This window comes from Desulfoluna sp. HI9BLuna (genome assembly GCF_056829775.1).
In genome coordinates this window covers 4,458,421-4,478,670 of the sequence record NZ_CP186555.1, presented here as the reverse complement: position 1 = coordinate 4,478,670, position 20,250 = coordinate 4,458,421, and the positions used below count along the sequence as shown (strand labels likewise).

The window sequence follows — 20,250 nt, the reverse complement described above, 5'->3', positions numbered from 1 at the left end:
CATGTCGTTTTTCGAGGATGGAATGCATCAGGAGGGTGCCGAAACAACATGGCCGCCCAAAGGGGCGGCCAGAGAGCTTTCAAAAAGGGAGGTCAGGGACGGGCTGGAGGGTGGTTCCGGGGGATGGAAAAGGAGACCTCCGTGCCCTGGCCCTGGGTGCTCTCGATGACCATGCGGCAGGAGGGGCCGTAGATCCGCCGGAGCCTGTGGATGGTGTTCCGCACCCCGATGCCCTCACCGGCCGCGGCCAGCTCCTCGGGATTATACAGACGGCCCACTGTCTCCTCGGACATTCCCACGCCGTCGTCGGTCACCCGCACCGTGAGAAGCGTTGCATCACAGTCAATGGAAACAGCCACCGTGCCCCCCTTTTCCTTGGGGGTGATCCCGTGCTTGACGGCATTTTCCACCACGGGCTGGATCACCAGGGCGGGGATGGGCCAGTTGTCGCACCCCTCCCCCACATCAAGCCGATAGGAGACGCGGTCGCCGAAGCGGGCCTGCTCAATGGCCAGGTACGCCTCCACCTGCTCCAACTCCTCCTGGACGGTGATGTAGCCCTTGCTCTGGTCGAGGTTCCGGCGCATGTAGCTGGACAGGTCCAGGATCAGCTCCCTGGCCCGATCGGGTCGGGTACGGCAGAAGCTGGCGATGGTGTTAAGGGAGTTGAAGAGAAAATGGGGGTTGATCTGGGCCTGGAGCCGCCTGATCTCCGCATAGGCCAGCATCCGGGCCTGGATCTGGATGTCTTCCAGCTCCAACTGGGTAGAGAACAGCACGGCAAGCCCCCGGGCGGTCTGGAAATGGACCTTGTCCAGGGGTTTTTCCCGGGTACCGTAAAACTTCAGGGTCCCCACGATGCTCTCCCCCTTTTTCAAGGGGACGATGATGCCGTGATGAAAGGGGCATCCATGGTGGGGGCAGGCGATCTCCCGTTTCGTGTGCCGGAACAGGGGCAGCCCGTCGTCCAGAACCATGCGGGTGGCGGCGGTGCGGATGGGCTCCCCGGCAATGTGGTGATCCGCCCCAACCCCCATGTGGGCCAACACATGGGTGGTGTCCGTGATGGCAACAGCCGCCACGTCCACCTGTCGGAAAATGATCTCAGCCGTCTTTTTGGCCGAGCCCGCCCCAAGCCCTGCGCGCAGATACCCCACGGTGAGGTTGGCGATCTCCAGGATCTGCTGCACCTGGCGAGACTCCCGCCGCTCACGCTCCCGAAAGAGCCCCTTGATCAGCTCCACAAAAAAGGCAGCCCCAACAGAGTTGACTAAAATCATGGGCACGGCAATGAGCCGCACCAGGTCCACGGCCTCGGAAAAAGGCTTGGCAAACAACAGCACCAGCCCCATGTGCATGGACTCACCGGCCACACCCAGACCAAAGGCCACCTTCCAGTTCATCACCCGCGAGCCGTACCACCCGGCCAAAAGCCCTGCGGCCACACCTTCCAAAAGCGTGGCCGTGGCACAAGGTGCCGAAGTAAACCCGCCGATATCAATAAGGAAGCGATGCCCGCCTGCAATAACACCGGCCCCAAGCCCCACCCAGGGGCCGCCGAAAAGCCCGCCCGTCACCACGGCCATGGCCCTTAAGTTGGCAAAGGCGTCGTGGACCGGATCGAACCCGTAGTTGCCCAGAATTGCAAACAGGCCGAAAAAGCAAGTCAGCACGGCCTTCTCCACCCAGGGGTGCTTCCCCAGAAAGGTCTTGCCCGCCGCCCCCATGTTCAAAATGAGAAAGGCCGCGGCCACGGTGAGGCCCAGGTGCTCTATGAGGGTGATCAACAGATGGGTGATGGATACATCCACGTTCGGGTATTCTCCTTTAAAAAAGCCTCCGACGGCCCCGCCGAGAGTCAAGCCTTTGAAAAGTTTAACAAACAGGTCTTAGATCATCGTTTTAAACATACGCCGGAACAATTCAGACGCTTTCGCACCAGTTCTTCGTTTTGATCGCCCCGGGGCGATCAAAACGAAGAACTGGTGCATTAGGAACGTTTTTTGCTGAGCTTTTTTTCAAAAAAACGACCCGCCGGAGGCAAGCGGTTTGCCTACCTCAACCGTAGACCGCACCGACACCTGGGTGCCAGGGTTTCATAGGTACCGGTCGTTTTTTGGAGATGCGGGGACTTTTCCGGGGGCTGGAACGACAGGGAATCAGAGCCCAAGGTTCTCCTTGAGGCCTTTGACACGGTTTCGGCTCACCACCACCTCGCTGGCGGCGGGGTCGTCCATGACGAGGAGGTACTTGCCGTTGTACCAGCTGGTGACTTCGCGGATGTGCTTGAGGTGAACCAGGCTGGCGCGGTGAACGCGATAGAAGGGGTAGCCTGCAACCAGCTCTTCGAGGCGATCCAGGGTGGGGGCGCCGTGGGAGATGTAGTCGCCGTCATGGGTAAAGACCCGCACCCGTTTCTCTTCGGCCCGGCAAAAGATCACCTCATCGGGATCCAGGAGCAACAGGCGCCCCTGGCTCTCCACGGACAGACGCACCACATGGGGTGGCCTGGCGCCCAGAGCCTCCAGCAGCCTTGCCACCTCATCACCCGGAGCCGAAGACTCCGCCTCCAGCCGCTCTCTGGCCCGCCCAACGCCCTTGGCCACGCGCTTCATGGAAAAGGGCTTCAGGATGTAGTCCACGGCCTGCTCGTCAAAGGCCTTCACCGCGTACTGGTCATAGGCCGTGCAGAAGATGAACAGAGGCGCCTTGTGCAGGTCGCCGCAGGCTTCAATGACGTGAAACCCGGTGTGACCCGGCATGTTGATGTCCAGAAAAACCAGATCCGGCTTCAAGGTGCCGATCTTTTCCACCGCTTCTTTGGCGGAGTTGGCCGACCCCACCACGGTGACATCCGGCAACCCCGACAACAGGTACGCCAGCTCGTCCACGGCAGGCTGCTCATCATCCACCACCAGACATCGAATTTCCATACCCCCTCCCATGTAAGCGCCGACGCACATCGCATTGTCACTATATACATCCCGAAGGCAACACGTCAAACAGGCACCAGGCCCTTCAAAACGCAAAAAAGCGGGATATCGCCGGGCGACTCCCGCCATGCCGTGACACACAACCTGGCCGTATTTCAGCTCTCGTCCAACACTCGATTCATGCGGCCCTGGCTATAGCCCTCCAGATCGGCGGCCACATGGAGATACCCTGCCTGCCTCACCACGGCAACCACCGTCGCCATCAACTCCTGGCCAAACACACGCCGCAGGTCCTCCTGGGAAAACTCGATCCTGGCCACGGTCCCGTGGTGCCGCACCCGATAGTGCGAAAACCCCAAATCGTCCAAGGCCGCCTCGGCAGCCTCCACCATGGCAAGGGCCTCCCGCGTAATCTTCTCTCCGTAGGGAATACGCGTTGCCAGGCAGCTCATGGCTGGTTTGCGGGCCACAGACAGCCCCAGGGCCTCGGCAAGTTCCCGAATCTCGGACTTATAGAGACCCGCATCCACCATGGGCGCACTGATACCGAGCTCTTCCGCGGCCTTGAGACCGGGGCGGTAGTCCCCCAGGTCATCGCAGTTCACCCCATGCACTACATTGCTCACCCCCAGGGTCTTCGCTTCATTACTCATCTGCGTGAACATACGGCGTTTACAATAATAACATCGCAAGGGTGTGTTCCCCAGAAAATCCTCATCCTCCAGCATACCGGGATCATAAAGGATATGCCGGACACCCAGTGCCTTGGCACAGGCCTTGGCCGCTTCGATTTCACGACGCGAGTGCACAGGGGAGACCGATGTCACCGCCACAACGTTCTCTCCGAGGGTATCTACTGCTGCTTTCAAAAGCAGTGTACTGTCCACTCCCCCAGAAAAAGCTACCGCCATGGATTCGTATGTTTTCAGGCGATTTAAAAGGGTTTCATACTTTGTTGTACTGCGATTCACAGGGGTCCTGACTCCACCAAAATGGTTTACAATTGTTTACAACTTTTATATACATGACCGTTAACAAGTAGAAAATAACCAGTTGGCATCATATTATAAATAATTGAGATTTTCAAAGGTGATCACATGGCAAAGGAAACCGTAAAAAACTCAACCGATGCGCCCAAGGAGGCCGCAGCCAAGGAAGAGTCTCCCAAAAAGGAGAACAAAACAACGGCTGAAAAGACCACCGCAAAGAAAGCTCCCAAGTCTAAAAAAGCCGTAAAAAAAGCAGCCGCCACCAAGAAGAAAAAAGAAGAAAAAGCCTTAAAAGCAGAAGCTAAAACCACCACCGCCAAAAAGACCACCGCGAAAAGCACCACAAAAAAAGACGGTGCCGCTGAGGCCAAGAAGCCTGCTGCAAAAAAAACCACGGCCAAAAAAGATGATGCCAAGGCCAAGGCCGATGCAAAAAAGAAGGCCGACGAAGAGGCGAAGAAAAAAGCTGAAGAAGAAGCTCGCCTGAAAGCAGAGGAAGAGGCCAAGAAAAAGGCTGAAGAAGAAGCCCGCCTGAAGGCAGAGGAAGAGGCCAAGAAAAAGGCTGAAGAAGAAGCCCGCCTGAAGGCAGAGGAAGAGGCTAAGAAAAAGGCTGAAGAAGAAGCCCGACTCAAAGCCGAGGAAGAGGCTAAGAAGAAGGCTGAGGAAGAAGCCCGCCTGAAGGCAGAGGAAGAGGCCAAGAAAAAGGCTGAAGAAGAAGCCCGACTCAAAGCCGAGGAAGAGGCTAAGAAAAAGGCTGAAGAGGAAGCCCGCCTGAAGGCAGAGGAAGAGGCTAAGAAAAAGGCTGAAGAAGAAGCCCGTCTGAAAGCCGAGGAAGAGGCCAAGAAAAAGGCTGAAGAGGAAGCCCGACTCAAAGCCGAGGAAGAGGCCAAGAAAAAGGCTGAAGAGGAAGCCCGACTCAAGGCAGAGGAAGAGGCAAAGAAAAAAGCTGAAGAGGAAGCTCGCCTGAAGGCAGAGGAAGAGGCAAGGATAAAGGCTGAAGAAGAAGCCCGACTCAAGGCAGAGGAAGAGGCAAGGATAAAGGCTGAAGAAGAAGCCAAGCGCCAGGCTGAGCTGGATGCCAAAAAGAAAGCCGAGGCCGCAGCTCGCCGCAAGGCAGCCGAAGAGGCCCGCGCCAAAGCCGAACAAGAAGCCAGGGCTCAGGCCCAGGAAGAACAGCGCCTGCGTGAGGAAGCCGCCAAAAAGGCCTCCACGCGAAAACTCATCACGGCTGTCTGTGCCTTCGGCGTATTTGTCCTGATCCTCATCGCCTCCAGTGCCTCCAACACCTCCAACTACTTTGTCACGACCAAGAAGCACTCCACCTTAATATATAAGGGAATCTTCTCCCCCACCGGCAAAGAACTCCTCATTGAAATCCCCACGGCCGTGACTCTGGATACGGTTAAGGAGACTTACACCCTTCAGGAGGTGAAGCCCCTGATCTTTGCCCACCACATGAATTCGGCATCAGCCCTTCGCACCACGGAAGGGATTCCCGACCTTGAGGCCATCATCGCATCCTACGAAGCTGCCGTGGACTTTGCCCCCGGTCCCGAAGAGCTCGACGAAGCCCTTAAGCAGCTGGAAGCAGCCAAAGACGTCTTAAAGGCCATCGAATAGTCACCCGCCTGAGCGGTTGACGCACTGCTTATAAAAAAACGCCCTGCCTCCCATATGGGGAGGCAGGGTTCTCGAAAAACCAAACCCCCACCCCTAAAAATGGTTTAAGGCATCCACTCAGGCAATCCCCTGCCAGCCCTTTTTCCAACGTGTAAAGGCCATCACCACAGCCCCTCAGAGCCCCAACGGACCCCACGCAACAACACATTGAAATACCGCATCATTTCACCCGACACGCCCTTGGCACGCCCCTTGCTCTAACTTTGATCAGACAACGCAACATGGCTCAAAACCAGACCGGAAGACTCCGCCCCCAGTCGCACTGCATGAGACCGATCCGGTCATCCACCTCAAACCCAAGGAGGCACAGGTGAACGCTCTCAATCAACGTGTTCTCATCCCTGTAGACGGATCCATCCAATCCACCCATGCCGCACTCTACGCGGCACGCATCCTGATCCCTGAAAAGACGACGTTCACCCTGTTCCTGGTAGAAAATGTCGTGCCGGAAACCTTCTGGGACACCCAATCCGACGGTATGGAAGGCACAGGCCCCGACAAACTGGGCGGTTGGTGGGAAGAAAACCACATCCGCTACAACCGTAAGGTCATCGAAAAAATCCGCACCGACCTCATCAAAGAGGGCTTTCCAGACGAATCCGTTGAGGTAAAAATCCGCCCCCGACGGGTGGGCATTGCCCGGGACATCATCCGGGAGTCCAAAAAGGGCTACGACCTGGTAGTGGCCGGTCGCATCGGCCACAACATCCACACCGGGGCCATCCTCGGCAACTGCGCCCGCAAGCTCATCGCTTCGGTTAACCACGTGCCCCTGGTCATCGTTGGCGGCAATCCCGACAGCACGGGCGTGCTCATCGGCTTCGATGCCTCCGAAGGCTCCAAAAACTGCGTCCGGCAATTGAAAAAAAGCGTCACCCGAAACATTGAAAAGGTGAAAATCTGTTATGTGTCGCGCTCCCTCAACCTCATGAGCGGCTCCTTCGATCCCTTCCAGGCATCTCTGGACGCCTACAACCTCATGGAACAGGAGCACCAGATCCACCACCAATCCCGCATGCGCCCCCACCTCCAGAAGGCAGAAACCATCCTCAGGGACGCCGGGTTCGACCGGGCAGGCGTGGACTCCATCATCCTGCGCTCCTATCTGAGCCGCTCCGAAGGGCTCATGGACGAAGCCAAGAAAAGCGGCTACGACACCATCATGGTGGGACGCCGGGGCCACTCCATTGTGGAGGATTTTCTTCTGGGCCGGGTGGGGGACAAACTGGTGCAGATGGGCCAGGACAGAGCCATCTGGCTTGTCAATTAACACCCGTTCTCAAACAAGGGCCCATGGACAGCCCCGTATCAATCACGATTTAAACCACTTCCATCCGCCCTGTTTTTTCGGTTCAAAAAACGCGTCAAAGGGATTGACGCCACCGAAAAATGCCATTAGTATACGTCCCACATGAGCGGGAATAACTCAGTGGTAGAGTGTCAGCTTCCCAAGCTGAACGTCGCGGGTTCAAGTCCCGTTTCCCGCTCCATGAAAGATAATAAATTCAATGGGTTACAAGTTTGATTTGCACAAAAAATGTGTGCAAAACTTGTGCAGGCTTGATAATTCAAAGAGTTACAAAATACGAAGCCGTGAAGAGGTACCAAATCTTCACGGCTTCTTTGTTTTCAAGGCTCTTGGCCGTTTTGCCCATCACGGAAAATGGGCCCGGCAAACGCCTACGCAAATCATGTGCCACTACTTGCATTTGTGCAAAACGTGTGCAGATTTGTGCAGGGTAAAACACCTTGCAAGGGCACCCCGGAAGACAAACATTTCCCCCTCATTTTTTCCCGACAACCACCTTCAAGGATACCTGTTCCCATGGCCACCGTCACCTTCGATCCGGATTGCTCCATAGGCCTCAACCTGGAGCTGATCAAACGCCCCGCCGCCACATTCTTCATGCGTGCCGCTGGCACCTCCATGACCGGCGCCGGGATCTACCCCGAGGACATCCTCATCGTGGACCGCTCCCTGGAAGCAGAAAAACGAAGGCTACCCACCCATCGAGATCACAGGCCACATGGAGTTTGCGGTATGGGTGTGGCGACGTATGTGGTCCACCCGGTTTAACAGCATGAATTTCACTCATACCGCAGCCGTGAAGACCTAAATCTTCACGTTTCTTTATCGGTACTAACCCGATAACCAGATTCAAATGTTTTGCCCAAAAAGAAAGGCCCGTCAATATCACATGACAGGCCTCTTTGATTGTATAAATATAAATGGCGGGAATCGAACCGGAGCCCTCACAGCAATGACGGGGCTCTCAGTCCTGCCTGATCAACATGTGATCAATCTTTCGACCAGGCAACCCATCCCTCGTTCAATTGTAGATTGACTACCCTGGAGCGAAAGGACTTAAGTCTCTCAGCTTCTACTTTACAAGAGATATTGCATCACAGTAAATATTAAGTCCTGTTTAATTGACAGCACGAGAATAGCATCAGTAATAATTCCTTTAACAATACAATAGAGAATACACGATTTAAGGATTAAGATGAAAGACGGGAGAGTGTAAATTTATCTGTGTATCTGGCTGTGGTATTAACCTCCTGAAAGGAGAATGTCACCATGGCCAAAAAGCAGAGTCGTATAGATGCACTTTTAGATGAGCTGCTCAAAGATGAAGACCCTAAAGAACTATTTAATAAAGATGGACTTCTTGAGGATTTAACCAAACGCCTTGTGGAACGCGCCTTGGAAGGCGAGCTGACCGATCATCTCGGCTACCAGAAGAATGAACGCCAAAAGAGTCGCTCGACAAACGTCCGTAATGGCAATACAAAAAAGACAATTGTAACGAATCGAGGTTCACTTGATATTGAGGTTCCCAGGGATCGAGATGGTGATTTCGAACCTCAGTTAGTCAGAAAGCGCCAAAAAAGGCTTCCAGGGTTTGATGACAAGGTCATTGCACTATATGCTCGCGGAATGACAGTGAGAGAGATCCAGGGCCATCTCAAAGATCTCTATAGTGTTGAAGTATCCCCGACACTGATCAGCAATGTGACCGACAGCGTCATAGATGATGTTCGCCAGTGGCAGTCTCGTCCGTTGGATACGGTCTACCCCATCGTTTACCTGGATGCAATATATCTAAAAATTCGTAAAGGCAGCCATGTTGAAAATCGAGCTGTTTATCTGGCATTGGGTGTAAACCTTGAAGGTAACAAAGAGCTTCTTGGCCTCTGGATTGGAGAGGCTGAGGGTGCAAAATTTTGGCTTGGCATCCTCACTGAGCTTCAAAGCCGAGGGGTAAAAGATATTTTGGTCGCTTGTGTTGACGGCTTAAAGGGCTTTCCTGAAGCCATTGGGAACGTCTTTCCTCAGACGGAAGTCCAGCTCTGTATCGTTCATATGGTGCGTAATTCTTTGAGATACGTTGGTTGGAAAGAGCGAAAGAACGTCGTAAAGAGTTTAAAGGAAATCTACACTGCACCCACAGAAGAAGCTGGTTTGAGAGCTTTGGATCAATTTGAGCAAGAGTGGGGAGAAAGGTTCCCAATTATCGGCCAAATATGGCGTTCTAAATGGGAAAATATAGCGCCGTTCTTCCGTTACCCAGAACCGATACGTAAAGTCATTTATACGACAAATGCTATCGAATCTTTGAACGCATCATTGAAGAAAATTACAAAGAAACGGGCAGCTTTTCCAACAGAGGATTCAGTGCGAAAGGTTTTGTATCTGGCGATATTAAAGGCTTCTGAGAAGTGGTCGCGCCCCATCAGGGACTGGGCTGCTGCTCTCAACTATTTTTCGATTGTATTTGAGGGGAGAGTCCCTCTTTGATTTAAACGCCAGATACACAGTTTATTTGACAGTCTCAAAGACGGCGAACACGTCACGATAGAGATCCCTGAAAAAGGTCTAAGATTCAACCCTCTGCTTGTCGTTATTGCCTTATTACTGGTGGCGTTCATAACGACATACTTTGTATTTTTAATAGACCCGTCTTTGAACAATACCACCGATCATTTATCTCTTTTACCAACCCAGGTCTTTTTTACTTTCTTTTGTCCCTTCTATCTTTTTACAGGAGCTGCTTTTTATTGTCTTACCAAAGGGCTTGTATGGAAACTTCAATATGACAATTCAAACGATAATTGGACGTGCATCATATACACGAAACGTCTTCCGATTGAGTTCAAGACCAACGACATTCAAATGGTTTGGATAAATTGGAAGACCCACGTCTTTCTCAAAAGCGGTCAAAGGTTAACGTTCAAAAACAGTCCTGATATGTTCCAACTCCTGATTGACAAGAGCATCCCACGTACGTGGGGCATGGCATCACGCACAAGCAACAAGGATGACTTTGAGAAAGATATCGAAGGAGCTGAAGGTGGATGGTTTTTCAAAGCGATGTATTTAAATGATAAGTGAGCCCACCATCCTCCCTTTCCTTGCCCCCCGCAACACCTTGCAAACTTTGCAATCATCAAAAAGCCTCAGAAGCCCAACAACAACGCGCTTCCATCCCCCTGCTGCACCTACCCTCTAAGTTGCAAAAAAACGCCCCAAACCTATCGAAGGTGAGTAAAGGGGTCACATCTACACATTTGACAAAATGACCTCTTTCCGGCCTCACGAGGGACGGTGTGTGGCCCCCGATTTTCTTTTAGAAAACACGAAGCTGTTCTGGCTTATGGAAGAGGCGGTGCGCACGGCGCACCCGACTTATGTCCTGCAGCATCATCGTGTATTGCCGAGTGTATGGAAAAGAAACTGTACCTGCACGCTTGACACCTCCCTCTCCCCCCCCGACCCTGCCTGACTCTGACCAAATACGTTGCATGGTTTCATTGCATCCCCTTCCCGTCAAAGATGAATGAATACGGTTCACGCATCAAAAAGCGGTGCGGGGGCCGCACCCTACCTGCCCCACCGTCACGACCTAAGACGAGTTTTCCGATATGTCGGGGCGTAACGATACGCCAACCCATACAGAGATCACACGACAGGAAGTTATACACAATGCGGGAGTTGAAATTTTTTATCTCATGTTCACCCTTGAAGAAAAATAAATTTCACCTATGATTGAGAACCGAAGGACCGAGAATAAAAGGGGTGTGAGCAAGCCCATGGAGGGCCTCAGCCTTAACCATGGTAACGTGCAAATAAGGGCATAACCCATCAATCGGTTGTGCTTACAAAAAATAAGACAGGATAGAGACATGGATAATTTAGATGCTTTTTTGGACAATCTTCAGGATGAGATTTTTGAGGACGCTAAAGAATCGTTTGGTGAAAAGGGGTTTGAGCGCTGGAGGAACCCCCGTTTTCAGGGCAAAATGGAGAATCCCGACGCCTTTGCCTCGTTGACGGGGTCTTGCGGTGACACAATGGAAATCTACCTGAAATTTTCGGATAACCGGGTTACCGAGGCCTCCTATTTTACCAATGGATGTGCCTCAAGTTCTCTGTGCGGCTCCTTTGCAGCAGAACTTGCCATTGGCAAAGACCCGGATGAGCTTGCGAATATTACCGGTGAACGGGTTTTGGAAACAGTCGGAAAATTACCCGATGAAGACACGCATTGCTCGGGCCTTGCAGCCTCGACGCTTCAGGAAGCGCTGTCGTGTTATATGAAAAAAAGAAGGTAAGGGCTTTGTCTCACACCAACGGCACTGGGGGCGGGGTAGAAGCCCCTTGTGCCATAGCCGTTGCCACCTCAATACGAAGTTGCATAACACAATGAAAAGCAGGGTGGTGCGCGCCGTGCGCAACGTTTTTCTCGAAAACCAACGTGATCCTTTGCCACCAAAAAAAGGTGCGGGAGCTGCGCCCTACGAGCCTCCTCGCAATGCGAAAAAATCAGCCTGCCTTACTACCATCGAGATGAACAAGACCTCAATACTCATCAACAAAAACAAAAGTATTTTTTATTTGCAAGACAAAATGATTGTGTCAAGATATCAACACAAACGGTGTTTACGGGCCAATTGATGGCGTCGGTTTATTATTAGGTGTGATCACACCCCTCACCTGTAAAAAAGACAGACGGCCCCGCCAGAAAAAAGATGCTATTTACGGCATGATCGGAAACACCATAAAGAAATTGCCCTGATAGCTGCGCTCTCGTCACCGGAACCGGACACACACACATCCCCCCATGAAAGGAATAGTTGATATGCTGAAACGAATCATCATCGCATTTTGTTTTGTCATCATGGCCTCAGCCCCTGCCTTTGCCCTGAGATACGGAAACGACACCATCTCAGTCGGAGATTCAAAGGGGTCAGTCCGCATGATTTGCGGAGAACCTGTCTCAAAGGAGATCCTGGGCTACATTGATCGCGTGGAGACCGAAGCCAGCCATGGCTCCACGTCAGAAAAAAGGATCCGGGTGATGAAGATCGAGGAGTGGACCATCAAAACGACAAATTACAACAGCACGTATTATTATAGCCTGGTGTTCGAAGGAAACCGGCTGACAGAAATCAACTCCCTCGGTGAAAAAAGATAATCCTCCCAGATACAACCGCCCCACAGTACACAGCGAAGGCTCCCCCGGTTGATTCGACTTACTCGAACATTGAGGGAGCCTTTGCCGATATACCGAACGGTTCCCTGCGAGCAAAGCGAGAAAGCGCCCCACTGGGAGCGAACCGGCTTTTGCGGATATGGTCGGGATGGGATATATTGGGCGGTATGAAGATTAAACGAATAAACAAGGCCGACACCTCGGTGTCGTGCCGAAGGCCCCTGTTCATGAGCCGGGTTGTTGCGGGGTTCCCGTCTCCGGCGGAAGATTTTGTGGAGGGGTCCCTGGACCTGAACGAATATCTGGTGCGGCACCCGGCCGCCACCTTTTTTGTACGCGTAACCGGCGACTCCATGATCGGGGCCGGGATTCACCCGGAGGACCTCTTGATCGTGGATCGCTCACTGGAGCCCACGGATCGGCGTGTGGTCATTGCCATCTTAAACGGGGAGCTGACAGTGAAACGCCTTAGGTGCCAGGGGGATCGAATTTTTCTTGAGGCGGAAAACGAGCGCTATAAACCCATCGAGGTAACGGAAGCGAACGATTTCAGCGTCTGGGGCGTCGTCACCAGCGTGATCCACCCCCTGTAAGAAAAAAGACGTAACCATTCAGCTCAACATTGCCTCCGGCCCCCCTGCCGGGTACCACACTTTCTCCAGCTTAAAAAAGCAGGTTTGACAAAGTGGCCCTGTGAACACCTCGAACCGTCCGAATGTTACCCACAAACCGACCTTTTTACATGTATCGTCCTCTGCCCAAGCCCCGTTGGAGGCAAAATTTCGAGGTTAGTGTTTCACCCGCCGGGCGGTCCAGTACCGTTTCCGCCAGTAGGGATTGTTCAAGCTGGAGACGGTCACCCCTTTTTGAGTGGAGACATGGAGAAAGGTATCGCTGCCCATGTAGATCCCCACGTGGCGAAGGGTGATGCCTGTTTTAAAGAGCACCAGATCCCCCACGCGCAGCTCGCTTCTCTTGACCGGCGCACCTGTCTTTGCAAGGCGGCGGGTGGTTCTGGGAATGGTCACCCCAAAGGTCTCCCGAAAGGTCCGATGGACAAAACCGGAGCAGTCCACCCCGCTTTTGCTGTTGCCCCCCATTCGGTAAGGAGCCCCCTTCCAGTCAGCATACCGGGCGTCGAGCTTTGCCTTGACGCCCGCGGACTTGGCATGACCCGCAGGGGGCACGTGAACCATCTTAACGGTTTTCCGTTGCTTCACCATGGGAGCGGTGGCACATCCCATGAGATTGAACACAATCAAACACACAATCCATTTTTTCATTTATTCAAATTTTACCTTTAATGGCCCTGCCGAGAGCCAAATGTTTGCTCACTTTTATTGACGGGCTTTGACATATCCATTGCCTTTCGGGAGTGGCGTATTACGGCATACTGGATAAGACTTACAGGGTGAATACGTTGCAACCATGGAGGCAGGGCCTCCGTGCAGCATTCCCAGGCAGAGCCTGGGAACGAAAGAGCATTTCCGAACCTGATGTCCAGGGAGTGGCAACGCCACACGATAAAAAAAATCTCTGAACACCGGAGTTACGCCGGTTAAAACCAATTAAATTTCAAGCGCTTCCAGACGAACGAAACGGGCCTATCCTGCAAAAACGGTGGCCCCATGTCATACATCACGCGAATGCCCCGAAAGCGATGGTATAATGGATGCATCCATGCATTCGCCATAGGGTTTCCAGGTGCCCCCACCTGGCACCAACACACGAGGTTCCCATGAAAAAAAAGCTTCTCCTGCTGGGGGGCGGACACGCCCACCTGGAAACCCTGGTGGCCCTTTCGGCCATTGGCGAACACGGCCATGAGATCACGGTGGTGGCCCCGAGCCGCCACCACTACTACTCGGGCATGGGTCCCGGCATGCTGGGCGGCACCTTTACGCCGGAAGAGATCCGCTTTGACACCGAAGCGGCGGTGAAAGCTGGTGGGGGCCGGTTTGTTTCGGGCCTTGCCGTGGCCATCGACCCATCTGAAAAAACGGTCCGGCTGGAATCCGGGGAGCGGCTCAGCTACGACGTGCTGTCTGCCAACGTGGGGAGCTTTGTCAAAAGCCCCTTTGAGAAGGCCCCGGACGCAGAGGTTTTTCCTGTAAAGCCCATTGAGTCGCTTCTCTCCCTCAGGCAGGCCATCCTGGACCGGTGCCGGGAGACGTCCCTTCACATCTCCGTAGCAGGGGGAGGCCCCTCATCGGCGGAGGTGGCTGGAAACATCCTCCAGCTCATCAATGCGGCCCGGGGAGAGGCCCCCGTCATCACCATCCACACACGAAGGCGGTTTCTGGAGTCCTTTCCAGACACCATCCGCCAGGGGGTTACCGGGCGCCTGAGTAAACGGGGCATCAAGCTCATTGAGAACAATGCCGTGGCCCGGGCCGAAAAAAACGCCGTGACCTTGGTCTCCGGCGCTCGCCAACACGCAGACGTCATCGTGGATGCCACCGGCGTACGGCCTTCCACCCTCTTTGCCGACTCCGGCCTGCCCACGGGCCCGGACGGCGGCCTGACGGTCAACCGATACCTTCAATGTACGGACCACCCGGACATCTTCGGCGGCGGGGACTGCATCCACTTCGAGCCCGAGCCCCTGGCCAAGGTGGGGGTCTATGCGGTGCGTCAGAACGCCGTGCTGCGCGACAACCTTCTGGCACGCCTTGAAGGAGCGCCCCTCTCCCCCTTTGACCCCGGGGGCAGCTATCTCCTCATCTTCAACCTGGGGGAACACGCAGGCTACCTGCACAAAAACGGATTCACCACGGCCGGTCGCCTCGCCTTCCACATCAAGACCTTTATCGACACCCGGTTCATGAAAAAATATCAGCGGTTATTCAGCTTGCCTCCGGCGGGTCGCTTTTTTGAAAAAAAGCTCCGCAAAAAACTTTCCTAAGAAAATGTCGAAATTGTTTCGGCAGAGCCTGGAAGGCTTACTCAAGACCTGTTTGTCTAACTTTTTAAAAGTTTGGCCCCCGGCAGGGCCGCCGGAGGCTTTTTTGAGCTGAATAGTTACGATCGACGTTTGTTTAAAAGGCGAATGAGATTTGACCCGAGGAACGAGGCGCAAAGCACATTCGCAATCTGCTTTCAAGGTGGTACACCTTGCCGCCGGAGGCTTGTGTTGATCTGAAGAGTTACCCCCCTGCCCTGCTCAAGCCGTTAACGCCTCGGCCAACCCATGCCCCAGGTCCAGGGCCTTGCCGTTCATTTCCACGTATGCCTCGGGCACCCGCTTTTCAATGACGGCACGAATCGATTCCATGCGCACCACGCCGATGAGTCCCATAAGCGCCCCCAGCATGCAGATATTGAAGGCCACGGGGTCGCCAAGCTCTTCCATGACCGACTGGAACATGGGCAGGCTTACCTGACGGGCGTCGACTTTTTTGCGGGGCGCCACAAACCGCTCGTCGGAGAGGAGCAGGCCCCCCGGCCGGATAATGGGGGTGAATTTGTCGTAGGCCTCCTGGGTCAGACACACCAGCACGTTGGGCTGGGTCACCTTGGGAAAGAGAATGGGAAACTCGGAGATGATGAGGTCTCCACGCGTGGCCCCGCCCCTGGCCTCCGCGCCGTAAGACTGGGACTGAACCGCCACGAGCCCCTCGTAGAGAACGGCTGCTTCGGCCAGGATAATGGCGGCGGTGATGACGCCCTGCCCCCCTGATCCCGAAAACACCATGCGGTACTTTTCCATGGTCACTCCCCCTTCACATAGTCGCGGATCACCGCCTCGTAGGCGTCGCAGTATTCGGTTCGCTCCTCCTCCACAAAAATCCCCCGTTCAAGGATATCGGGGTTCTCCCTGGCCTTTGCCGACCCGATGGGGGCGGTGTTTGTCTTAAAGTACTCCAGCATGGCCGAGGCGTCTGCCAGCTGGTTTCTCCGGCCGAACTGGGTGGGGCACTGGCTTAAAAACTCCACCACGGAAAACCCCTTGTGCTGGATGGCCTTTTTCAGGATCTGGATCCCCTCCTTGGCATGGTAGGTTGTGGTGCGCGCCACAAAGGAGGCACCCGCTGCCCGAGCAAGCTCCACCGCGTCAAAGGCGTTGTCGATGTTACCGTACGGCGCGGTGGTGGCCATGGCGTCCGGGCAGGTCATGGGGGAGTACTGCCCGCCGGTCATGCCGTAGATCCGGTTGTTCATCACAACGGCCGTGATGTCGATGTTCCGCCGGGCTGCGTGGATAAAATGGTTGCCCCCGATGGCCAGGGCGTCGCCATCCCCCATGGGCACGATGAGGGTGAGCTCCGGCTGGGTAAACTTCACGCCCGTGGCAAAGGCCAGGGCCCTGCCGTGGAGGGTGTGCAGGGAGTGAAAATCCACGTACCCTGAGATCCGCGCCGAGCACCCGATACCGGAGGTGACCACGATATCGCTCTTGTCCACGGCCAGTTCCTCGATGGCCCGGACCAGGCAGTTCAGCACCGTGCCGTGGCCGCATCCCGGGCACCACATGTGCGGAAAAAAGCGTTCCCGGATATAGTCTCGGGTCCCCATCTACACCCCCTTGCCCTGGATGATCCGCAGGATATTCTTGATGTTGGTGGGAGAGATCAGCTCCCCGTCGATGCGGTTGGCCAGAAAGACCCGTTCCGGGTTGTCCACGGCCGCCTTCACCGCCTCGGTCACCTGCCCCTTGTTCATCTCCACCACCACGATGTTCGTGGCGTTCCGGCACTTTTCCCGCACGAGAAGCGAGGGAAAAGGCCAGATGGATTGCAGCTCTAAATAACCCAGTTTTTCGCCCCGCCTGCGCCGGTTCTCCACGGTGTGGAGGGCCGATCGCGCGGCCGATCCAAAGGAGAGAAGGATCACATCCGCGTCCTCCAGATACGCCTCCTTGTACCGGGTAATCTCGTGGACGTTGGTCTCAATCTTGTCCACCAGGTGGTTCAACAGGCTCTCCACCACCTCGGGCTTGCCCGAGGGGAAACCCCACATGTCGTGGTAGAGGCCGGTGACGTTGTATCGGTGCACCCCGCCGAAGTCGCTCATGGGCAGCCTTCCGTCCTCCCGGGGCAGGTAGGGGTGATAGTCCACCCCCCGTTTTACCGAAGTGCGGAGCCGATCCACCACAGGCAAAACGCCGGGCTCGGGGATCACGAGCTTTTCCCTCATGTGCCCGATCACTTCATCAAAGAGGAGAATAACAGGGGTGCGGTAGGTCTCGGCCATGTTAAAGGCGTGGACGGTCATGGCAAAGACGTCCTGATGATTGGAAGCGGTAAGGGTGATGATGGCATGGTCGCCGTGGGTGCCCCAGCGTGCCTGGTTGACGTCCCCCTGGGCCACATGGGTGGGATTTCCCGTGGACGGACCGCCCCGCTGCACGTTGACAATAACGCAGGGGATCTCGGTCATCACCGCGTAGCCCAGGGCCTCCTGCATCAAGGAGAAGCCCGGGCCGCTGGTGGCGGTCATCACCTTGTTGCCCGTGAGCGACCCACCGACAATGGCGCACATGGAAGAGATCTCATCTTCCATCTGAATGAAACGGCCCCCGCGCTTCGGCAACCGCCTTGCCAGAAGTTCTGCGATCTCCGTGGAGGGCGTGATGGGGTAGCCCGCAAAAAATCCGACCCCCGCATACAGGGCCCCTTCCACACACGCTTCGTTTCCCTGAACGAACACAACGGTCTCTTCCATATGGGCAGCCTCTTTCGGAGCGCAACGGTTAAAGATCCTGAGCGTTTGTCACATCGGCAAATGGTATGGGCGATTCACTTTTCCACGATCACTTCGCTGGCGAGCTCCGGGCACCTCAGCTCACAGAGCCTGCAGCAGGTGCATTTTTCCGGATGGGCCACAACCACCTTGTCAAAGGGGTCTTTTTCCAGGACCTCCTTTGGGCAAAAGTGGATGCACACCCCGCACCCCTTGCACCAGTCCCGGTTGATGACGATCTCCTTCAATTTCTGTGGCCTCATGGTTGCGCCCTCCTTGCGTTATCCGGTCGCTATGAGTTGCCCTGTCGCGGGAATTACTCCCTGTTTTAGGGGTAGAGGTTTTGCAGGGGATTGTCAAGAAAAAGAGATTTCGGGAGGAACCCACAGATAGCGATCCAGATCCAGGCCGCCGTCCGGGCCGAAGGCAACGCCTTCGGCAGCAAGAAGACCGGCCTGGATATCCCGGGACGAGCCGGTCAGAGAGATCCGGCCCAAGCGGTTCACCACACGGTGCCAGGGCAACCCCTCCGTTTCAGAGCAGCTGTGGAGAATGCGGGAGACCTGGCGCGCCCCCCGAGGGTTTCCCGCGGACGCGGCCAGAAGGCCGTAGGTGCACACACGGCCGGAAGGGATGGCGCGGATCAGGGTGATCACACGCCGGGTAAAAAGAGAGTGGGACACAAAGGCCTCCAAAGACAAAATCGGTTTTAAAATCGTGCCTCCGGCGGGCAGGAGCTTAAGCCCCTGCACCCCAGGATCGCAAATGCTTCCGGGCTCGTTCCTCGCCCGACGCATTTGCTGACGGGCTGCGCCCGTACGTAAGCGGATCGGCCTGGCTAGTTTCCTATAAAATATCCGGGTTAAGCTGTCGGAAACAAATAATCACAGAATAGCTCGCCAGAATACCGCTGGGACTTGACCACAGGAATGAGGGGCGAAGCCCGGCTGTCATTTGCTTTCAAGGTACTACACCTTGCAGCCGGAGGCAGCCCGGTTAAAGCGTACATTCAATGAGTTACATTAATAAGCCCTAATCTTTTAAGGCTTGTAAAACAGCTCGTACAAACCAGCTGCTTATGTATCGGGCGAAGCCCAAGCCGAAGGCCGTTGCGCTTTGACCCGAGGAACGAGGGACAAAGCGCAACGGCAATATGCTTTCGAGGTGTTTTCGCTATAGTGGCTTCGCCACCCTCGCTGCCGAAGGCATGCTTTTTCCAAGTACCTAAACCACTGGGGGCTCGTACAGATGGCAGGCCACGAGGTGCCCTTGCCCCTGGTCCAGGAACTCGGGTTCTGTGGTGCGGCAGATGTCCATGACGTGGGGGCAGCGGGTGTGGAACCGGCACCCGGACGGGGGGTGGATGGGGGACGGCACATCGCCCTTGAGGATAATGCGGTTTCCCTGCGCCCCGGGCTCGGGCACCGGGATGGCGGAGATCAGCGCCTGGGTGTAAGGATGCAGGGGCTCGCGGTAGATGGTGTCGGCGTCGGTCTGCTCCACGATCTTGCCCAGGTACATGACGGCCACCTGATCCGACACCAGACGCACCACGGCCAGATCGTGGGCGATGAACAGGGTGGTGAGCCCCATCTCCTCCTGAAGGTCGAGGAGAAGGTTAATCACCTGAGACTGGATGGAGACGTCCAGGGCCGAAACCGGCTCGTCACAGATCAAAAGGTCCGGGGAAAGGGCAATGGCACGGGCAATGCCGATGCGCTGGCGCTGGCCACCCGAAAACTCATGGGGAAACCGACTCTCCGCAGACCGGGGCAGCCCCACCTGATCCAGAAGCTCGGCCACACGCTTTCGCCTGGACGGTCCGTCCCCGATGCCGTGGATCACCAGAGGTTCCTGAATAATCTCCCCCACGCTGTGGCGGCTGTTAAGGGACTCAAACGGGTCCTGAAACACCATCTGGATCCGACGCCTGAAAGGTTTCAGTTCTTTTTCGGTGAGGGTGGTGAGATCCGTGCCGTCAAAACGCACGCTGCCGGAGGTGGCCTCGTACAAAGCTGCCAGGGTGCGCCCCAGGGTGCTCTTGCCGCATCCGGACTCCCCCACCAGCCCCAGGGTCTCGCCCGGGGCCACGGAAAAGGAGACTCCGTCAACGGCGTGGACATTCCCCACCTTGCGCTTGAAGACGCCCCCCGTCACCGGAAAGTATTTCACCAGGTCCTTCACCGTCAACATGCCGTGCCGCTCCTTCCAATGGTTGCAACGTGTCCAAAAAGAATAAAATACCTGCCTCCGGCGGCCAAGGGCTGAGCCCTTGGAACCCAGGATCGCAAATGCTCCGGTGCTCGTTCCTCGCCCTACGCATTTGCTGACGGGCTTCGCCCGTGTTGGATACCAGCGTTAAGGGGCGATGCCCTTGTATCGGGGTACCTTTTCGCTCCCAGGCAGAGCCTGAGAGCGAGAAGAAGAATAAAACCTGGCACCTGTTTATGTGACATCCTGTAGATACTGTCA

19 protein-coding genes and 1 tRNA gene are annotated in these 20,250 nt (G+C 55.3%); 10 read left to right on the top strand and 10 right to left on the bottom strand.

What is annotated here, in order from left to right; translation table 11 throughout:
• Positions 1-92: 92 nt before the first annotated feature.
• The 3 genes from ACOYW0_RS18265 to larE all read right to left on the bottom strand — a co-directional run bounded on the left by ACOYW0_RS18265 (position 93) and on the right by larE (position 3,904).
• Positions 93-1,811: a LytS/YhcK type 5TM receptor domain-containing protein gene (locus tag ACOYW0_RS18265; protein ID WP_482415234.1), complete on the bottom strand. Its 1,719-nt coding sequence runs from the start codon at positions 1,809-1,811 to the stop codon at positions 93-95.
• 348 nt (positions 1,812-2,159) lie between these two features.
• Positions 2,160-2,933: a LytR/AlgR family response regulator transcription factor gene (locus ACOYW0_RS18260; RefSeq protein WP_482415233.1), complete on the bottom strand. Its 774-nt coding sequence runs from the start codon at positions 2,931-2,933 to the stop codon at positions 2,160-2,162.
• Between the two features lie 155 nt (positions 2,934-3,088).
• Complete coding sequence (gene larE, locus ACOYW0_RS18255; RefSeq protein ID WP_482415232.1) at positions 3,089-3,904, bottom strand: ATP-dependent sacrificial sulfur transferase LarE; 816 nt, start codon at positions 3,902-3,904, stop codon at positions 3,089-3,091.
• Positions 3,905-4,030: 126 nt separating this feature from the next.
• Here larE and ACOYW0_RS18250 point away from each other — a divergent pair, with 126 nt between their 5' ends.
• The 9 genes from ACOYW0_RS18250 to ACOYW0_RS18210 all read left to right on the top strand — a co-directional run bounded on the left by ACOYW0_RS18250 (position 4,031) and on the right by ACOYW0_RS18210 (position 12,689).
• Positions 4,031-5,542 (top strand): cell envelope integrity TolA family protein, encoded by a 1,512-nt coding sequence (locus ACOYW0_RS18250; RefSeq protein ID WP_482415231.1) that lies wholly within the window; start codon positions 4,031-4,033, stop codon positions 5,540-5,542.
• A gap of 370 nt (positions 5,543-5,912) precedes the next feature.
• Complete coding sequence (locus tag ACOYW0_RS18245) at positions 5,913-6,872, top strand: universal stress protein (protein WP_482415230.1); 960 nt, start codon at positions 5,913-5,915, stop codon at positions 6,870-6,872.
• A 145-nt stretch (positions 6,873-7,017) separates the two neighbouring features.
• A tRNA-Gly gene (locus tag ACOYW0_RS18240) sits at positions 7,018-7,092 on the top strand.
• Between the two features lie 335 nt (positions 7,093-7,427).
• Positions 7,428-7,679 (top strand): LexA family protein, encoded by a 252-nt coding sequence (locus tag ACOYW0_RS18235; RefSeq protein ID WP_482415229.1) that lies wholly within the window; start codon positions 7,428-7,430, stop codon positions 7,677-7,679.
• 501 nt (positions 7,680-8,180) lie between these two features.
• Positions 8,181-9,401, top strand: a complete 1,221-nt coding sequence (locus ACOYW0_RS18230; protein ID WP_482415228.1) for an IS256 family transposase — start codon at positions 8,181-8,183, stop codon at positions 9,399-9,401.
• 165 nt (positions 9,402-9,566) lie between these two features.
• Entirely contained in the window at positions 9,567-9,995 is a 429-nt protein-coding gene (locus ACOYW0_RS18225) for a hypothetical protein (RefSeq protein WP_482415227.1), read from the top strand.
• Positions 9,996-10,786: 791 nt separating this feature from the next.
• Positions 10,787-11,215 carry an iron-sulfur cluster assembly scaffold protein gene (locus ACOYW0_RS18220; protein WP_482415226.1) on the top strand — a complete coding sequence of 143 codons (429 nt, stop codon included), beginning with the start codon at positions 10,787-10,789 and terminating at the stop codon, positions 11,213-11,215.
• 527 nt (positions 11,216-11,742) lie between these two features.
• Positions 11,743-12,078, top strand: a complete 336-nt coding sequence (locus ACOYW0_RS18215) for a DUF2845 domain-containing protein (protein ID WP_482415225.1) — start codon at positions 11,743-11,745, stop codon at positions 12,076-12,078.
• A gap of 185 nt (positions 12,079-12,263) precedes the next feature.
• Positions 12,264-12,689 (top strand): LexA family protein, encoded by a 426-nt coding sequence (locus ACOYW0_RS18210; protein ID WP_482415224.1) that lies wholly within the window; start codon positions 12,264-12,266, stop codon positions 12,687-12,689.
• 195 nt (positions 12,690-12,884) lie between these two features.
• Here the strand turns inward: ACOYW0_RS18210 and ACOYW0_RS18205 are convergent, their stop codons facing one another.
• A complete protein-coding gene (locus tag ACOYW0_RS18205; protein WP_482415223.1) occupies positions 12,885-13,379 on the bottom strand; it encodes an NlpC/P60 family protein in 495 nt (164 codons plus the stop codon).
• A gap of 455 nt (positions 13,380-13,834) precedes the next feature.
• On the opposite strand from ACOYW0_RS18205, the gene ACOYW0_RS18200 reads away from it, so the two are divergent.
• A complete protein-coding gene (locus ACOYW0_RS18200; protein ID WP_482415222.1) occupies positions 13,835-15,001 on the top strand; it encodes an NAD(P)/FAD-dependent oxidoreductase in 1,167 nt (388 codons plus the stop codon).
• Positions 15,002-15,259: 258 nt separating this feature from the next.
• Here ACOYW0_RS18200 and ACOYW0_RS18195 read toward each other — a convergent pair whose 3' ends face one another.
• The 6 genes from ACOYW0_RS18195 to ACOYW0_RS18170 form a co-directional block, all read right to left on the bottom strand.
• Positions 15,260-15,805, bottom strand: coding sequence for a 2-oxoacid:acceptor oxidoreductase family protein (locus ACOYW0_RS18195; RefSeq protein WP_482415221.1), 546 nt, complete (start codon positions 15,803-15,805; stop codon positions 15,260-15,262).
• 2 nt (positions 15,806-15,807) lie between these two features.
• Positions 15,808-16,611: a 2-oxoacid:ferredoxin oxidoreductase subunit beta gene (locus ACOYW0_RS18190; protein WP_482415220.1), complete on the bottom strand. Its 804-nt coding sequence runs from the start codon at positions 16,609-16,611 to the stop codon at positions 15,808-15,810.
• Positions 16,612-17,760 (bottom strand): 2-oxoacid:acceptor oxidoreductase subunit alpha, encoded by a 1,149-nt coding sequence (locus tag ACOYW0_RS18185; RefSeq protein ID WP_482415219.1) that lies wholly within the window; start codon positions 17,758-17,760, stop codon positions 16,612-16,614.
• Positions 17,761-17,834: 74 nt separating this feature from the next.
• Entirely contained in the window at positions 17,835-18,041 is a 207-nt protein-coding gene (locus tag ACOYW0_RS18180; protein WP_180136688.1) for a 4Fe-4S dicluster domain-containing protein, read from the bottom strand.
• A 93-nt stretch (positions 18,042-18,134) separates the two neighbouring features.
• A complete protein-coding gene (locus tag ACOYW0_RS18175; protein ID WP_482415218.1) occupies positions 18,135-18,461 on the bottom strand; it encodes an MGMT family protein in 327 nt (108 codons plus the stop codon).
• Positions 18,462-19,002: 541 nt separating this feature from the next.
• Entirely contained in the window at positions 19,003-20,061 is a 1,059-nt protein-coding gene (locus tag ACOYW0_RS18170; protein ID WP_482418845.1) for an ABC transporter ATP-binding protein, read from the bottom strand.
• Positions 20,062-20,250: the final 189 nt, after the last annotated feature.

Excerpts from the sequence above, each read along its gene's own strand:
- ACOYW0_RS18260 (WP_482415233.1), bottom strand. The coding sequence starts at position 2,933 with ATGGAAATTCGATGTCTGGTGGTGGATGATGAGCAGCCTGCCGTGGAC.
- ACOYW0_RS18250 (WP_482415231.1), top strand. The coding sequence starts at position 4,031 with ATGGCAAAGGAAACCGTAAAAAACTCAACCGATGCGCCCAAGGAGGCC.
- ACOYW0_RS18235 (WP_482415229.1), top strand. The coding sequence starts at position 7,428 with ATGGCCACCGTCACCTTCGATCCGGATTGCTCCATAGGCCTCAACCTG.
- ACOYW0_RS18230 (WP_482415228.1), top strand. The coding sequence starts at position 8,181 with ATGGCCAAAAAGCAGAGTCGTATAGATGCACTTTTAGATGAGCTGCTC.
- ACOYW0_RS18220 (WP_482415226.1), top strand. The coding sequence starts at position 10,787 with ATGGATAATTTAGATGCTTTTTTGGACAATCTTCAGGATGAGATTTTT.
- ACOYW0_RS18215 (WP_482415225.1), top strand. The coding sequence starts at position 11,743 with ATGCTGAAACGAATCATCATCGCATTTTGTTTTGTCATCATGGCCTCA.
- ACOYW0_RS18210 (WP_482415224.1), top strand. The coding sequence starts at position 12,264 with ATGAAGATTAAACGAATAAACAAGGCCGACACCTCGGTGTCGTGCCGA.
- ACOYW0_RS18205 (WP_482415223.1), bottom strand. The coding sequence starts at position 13,379 with ATGAAAAAATGGATTGTGTGTTTGATTGTGTTCAATCTCATGGGATGT.
- ACOYW0_RS18200 (WP_482415222.1), top strand. The coding sequence starts at position 13,835 with ATGAAAAAAAAGCTTCTCCTGCTGGGGGGCGGACACGCCCACCTGGAA.
- ACOYW0_RS18195 (WP_482415221.1), bottom strand. The coding sequence starts at position 15,805 with ATGGAAAAGTACCGCATGGTGTTTTCGGGATCAGGGGGGCAGGGCGTC.
- ACOYW0_RS18190 (WP_482415220.1), bottom strand. The coding sequence starts at position 16,611 with ATGGGGACCCGAGACTATATCCGGGAACGCTTTTTTCCGCACATGTGG.
- ACOYW0_RS18185 (WP_482415219.1), bottom strand. The coding sequence starts at position 17,760 with ATGGAAGAGACCGTTGTGTTCGTTCAGGGAAACGAAGCGTGTGTGGAA.
- ACOYW0_RS18180 (WP_180136688.1), bottom strand. The coding sequence starts at position 18,041 with ATGAGGCCACAGAAATTGAAGGAGATCGTCATCAACCGGGACTGGTGC.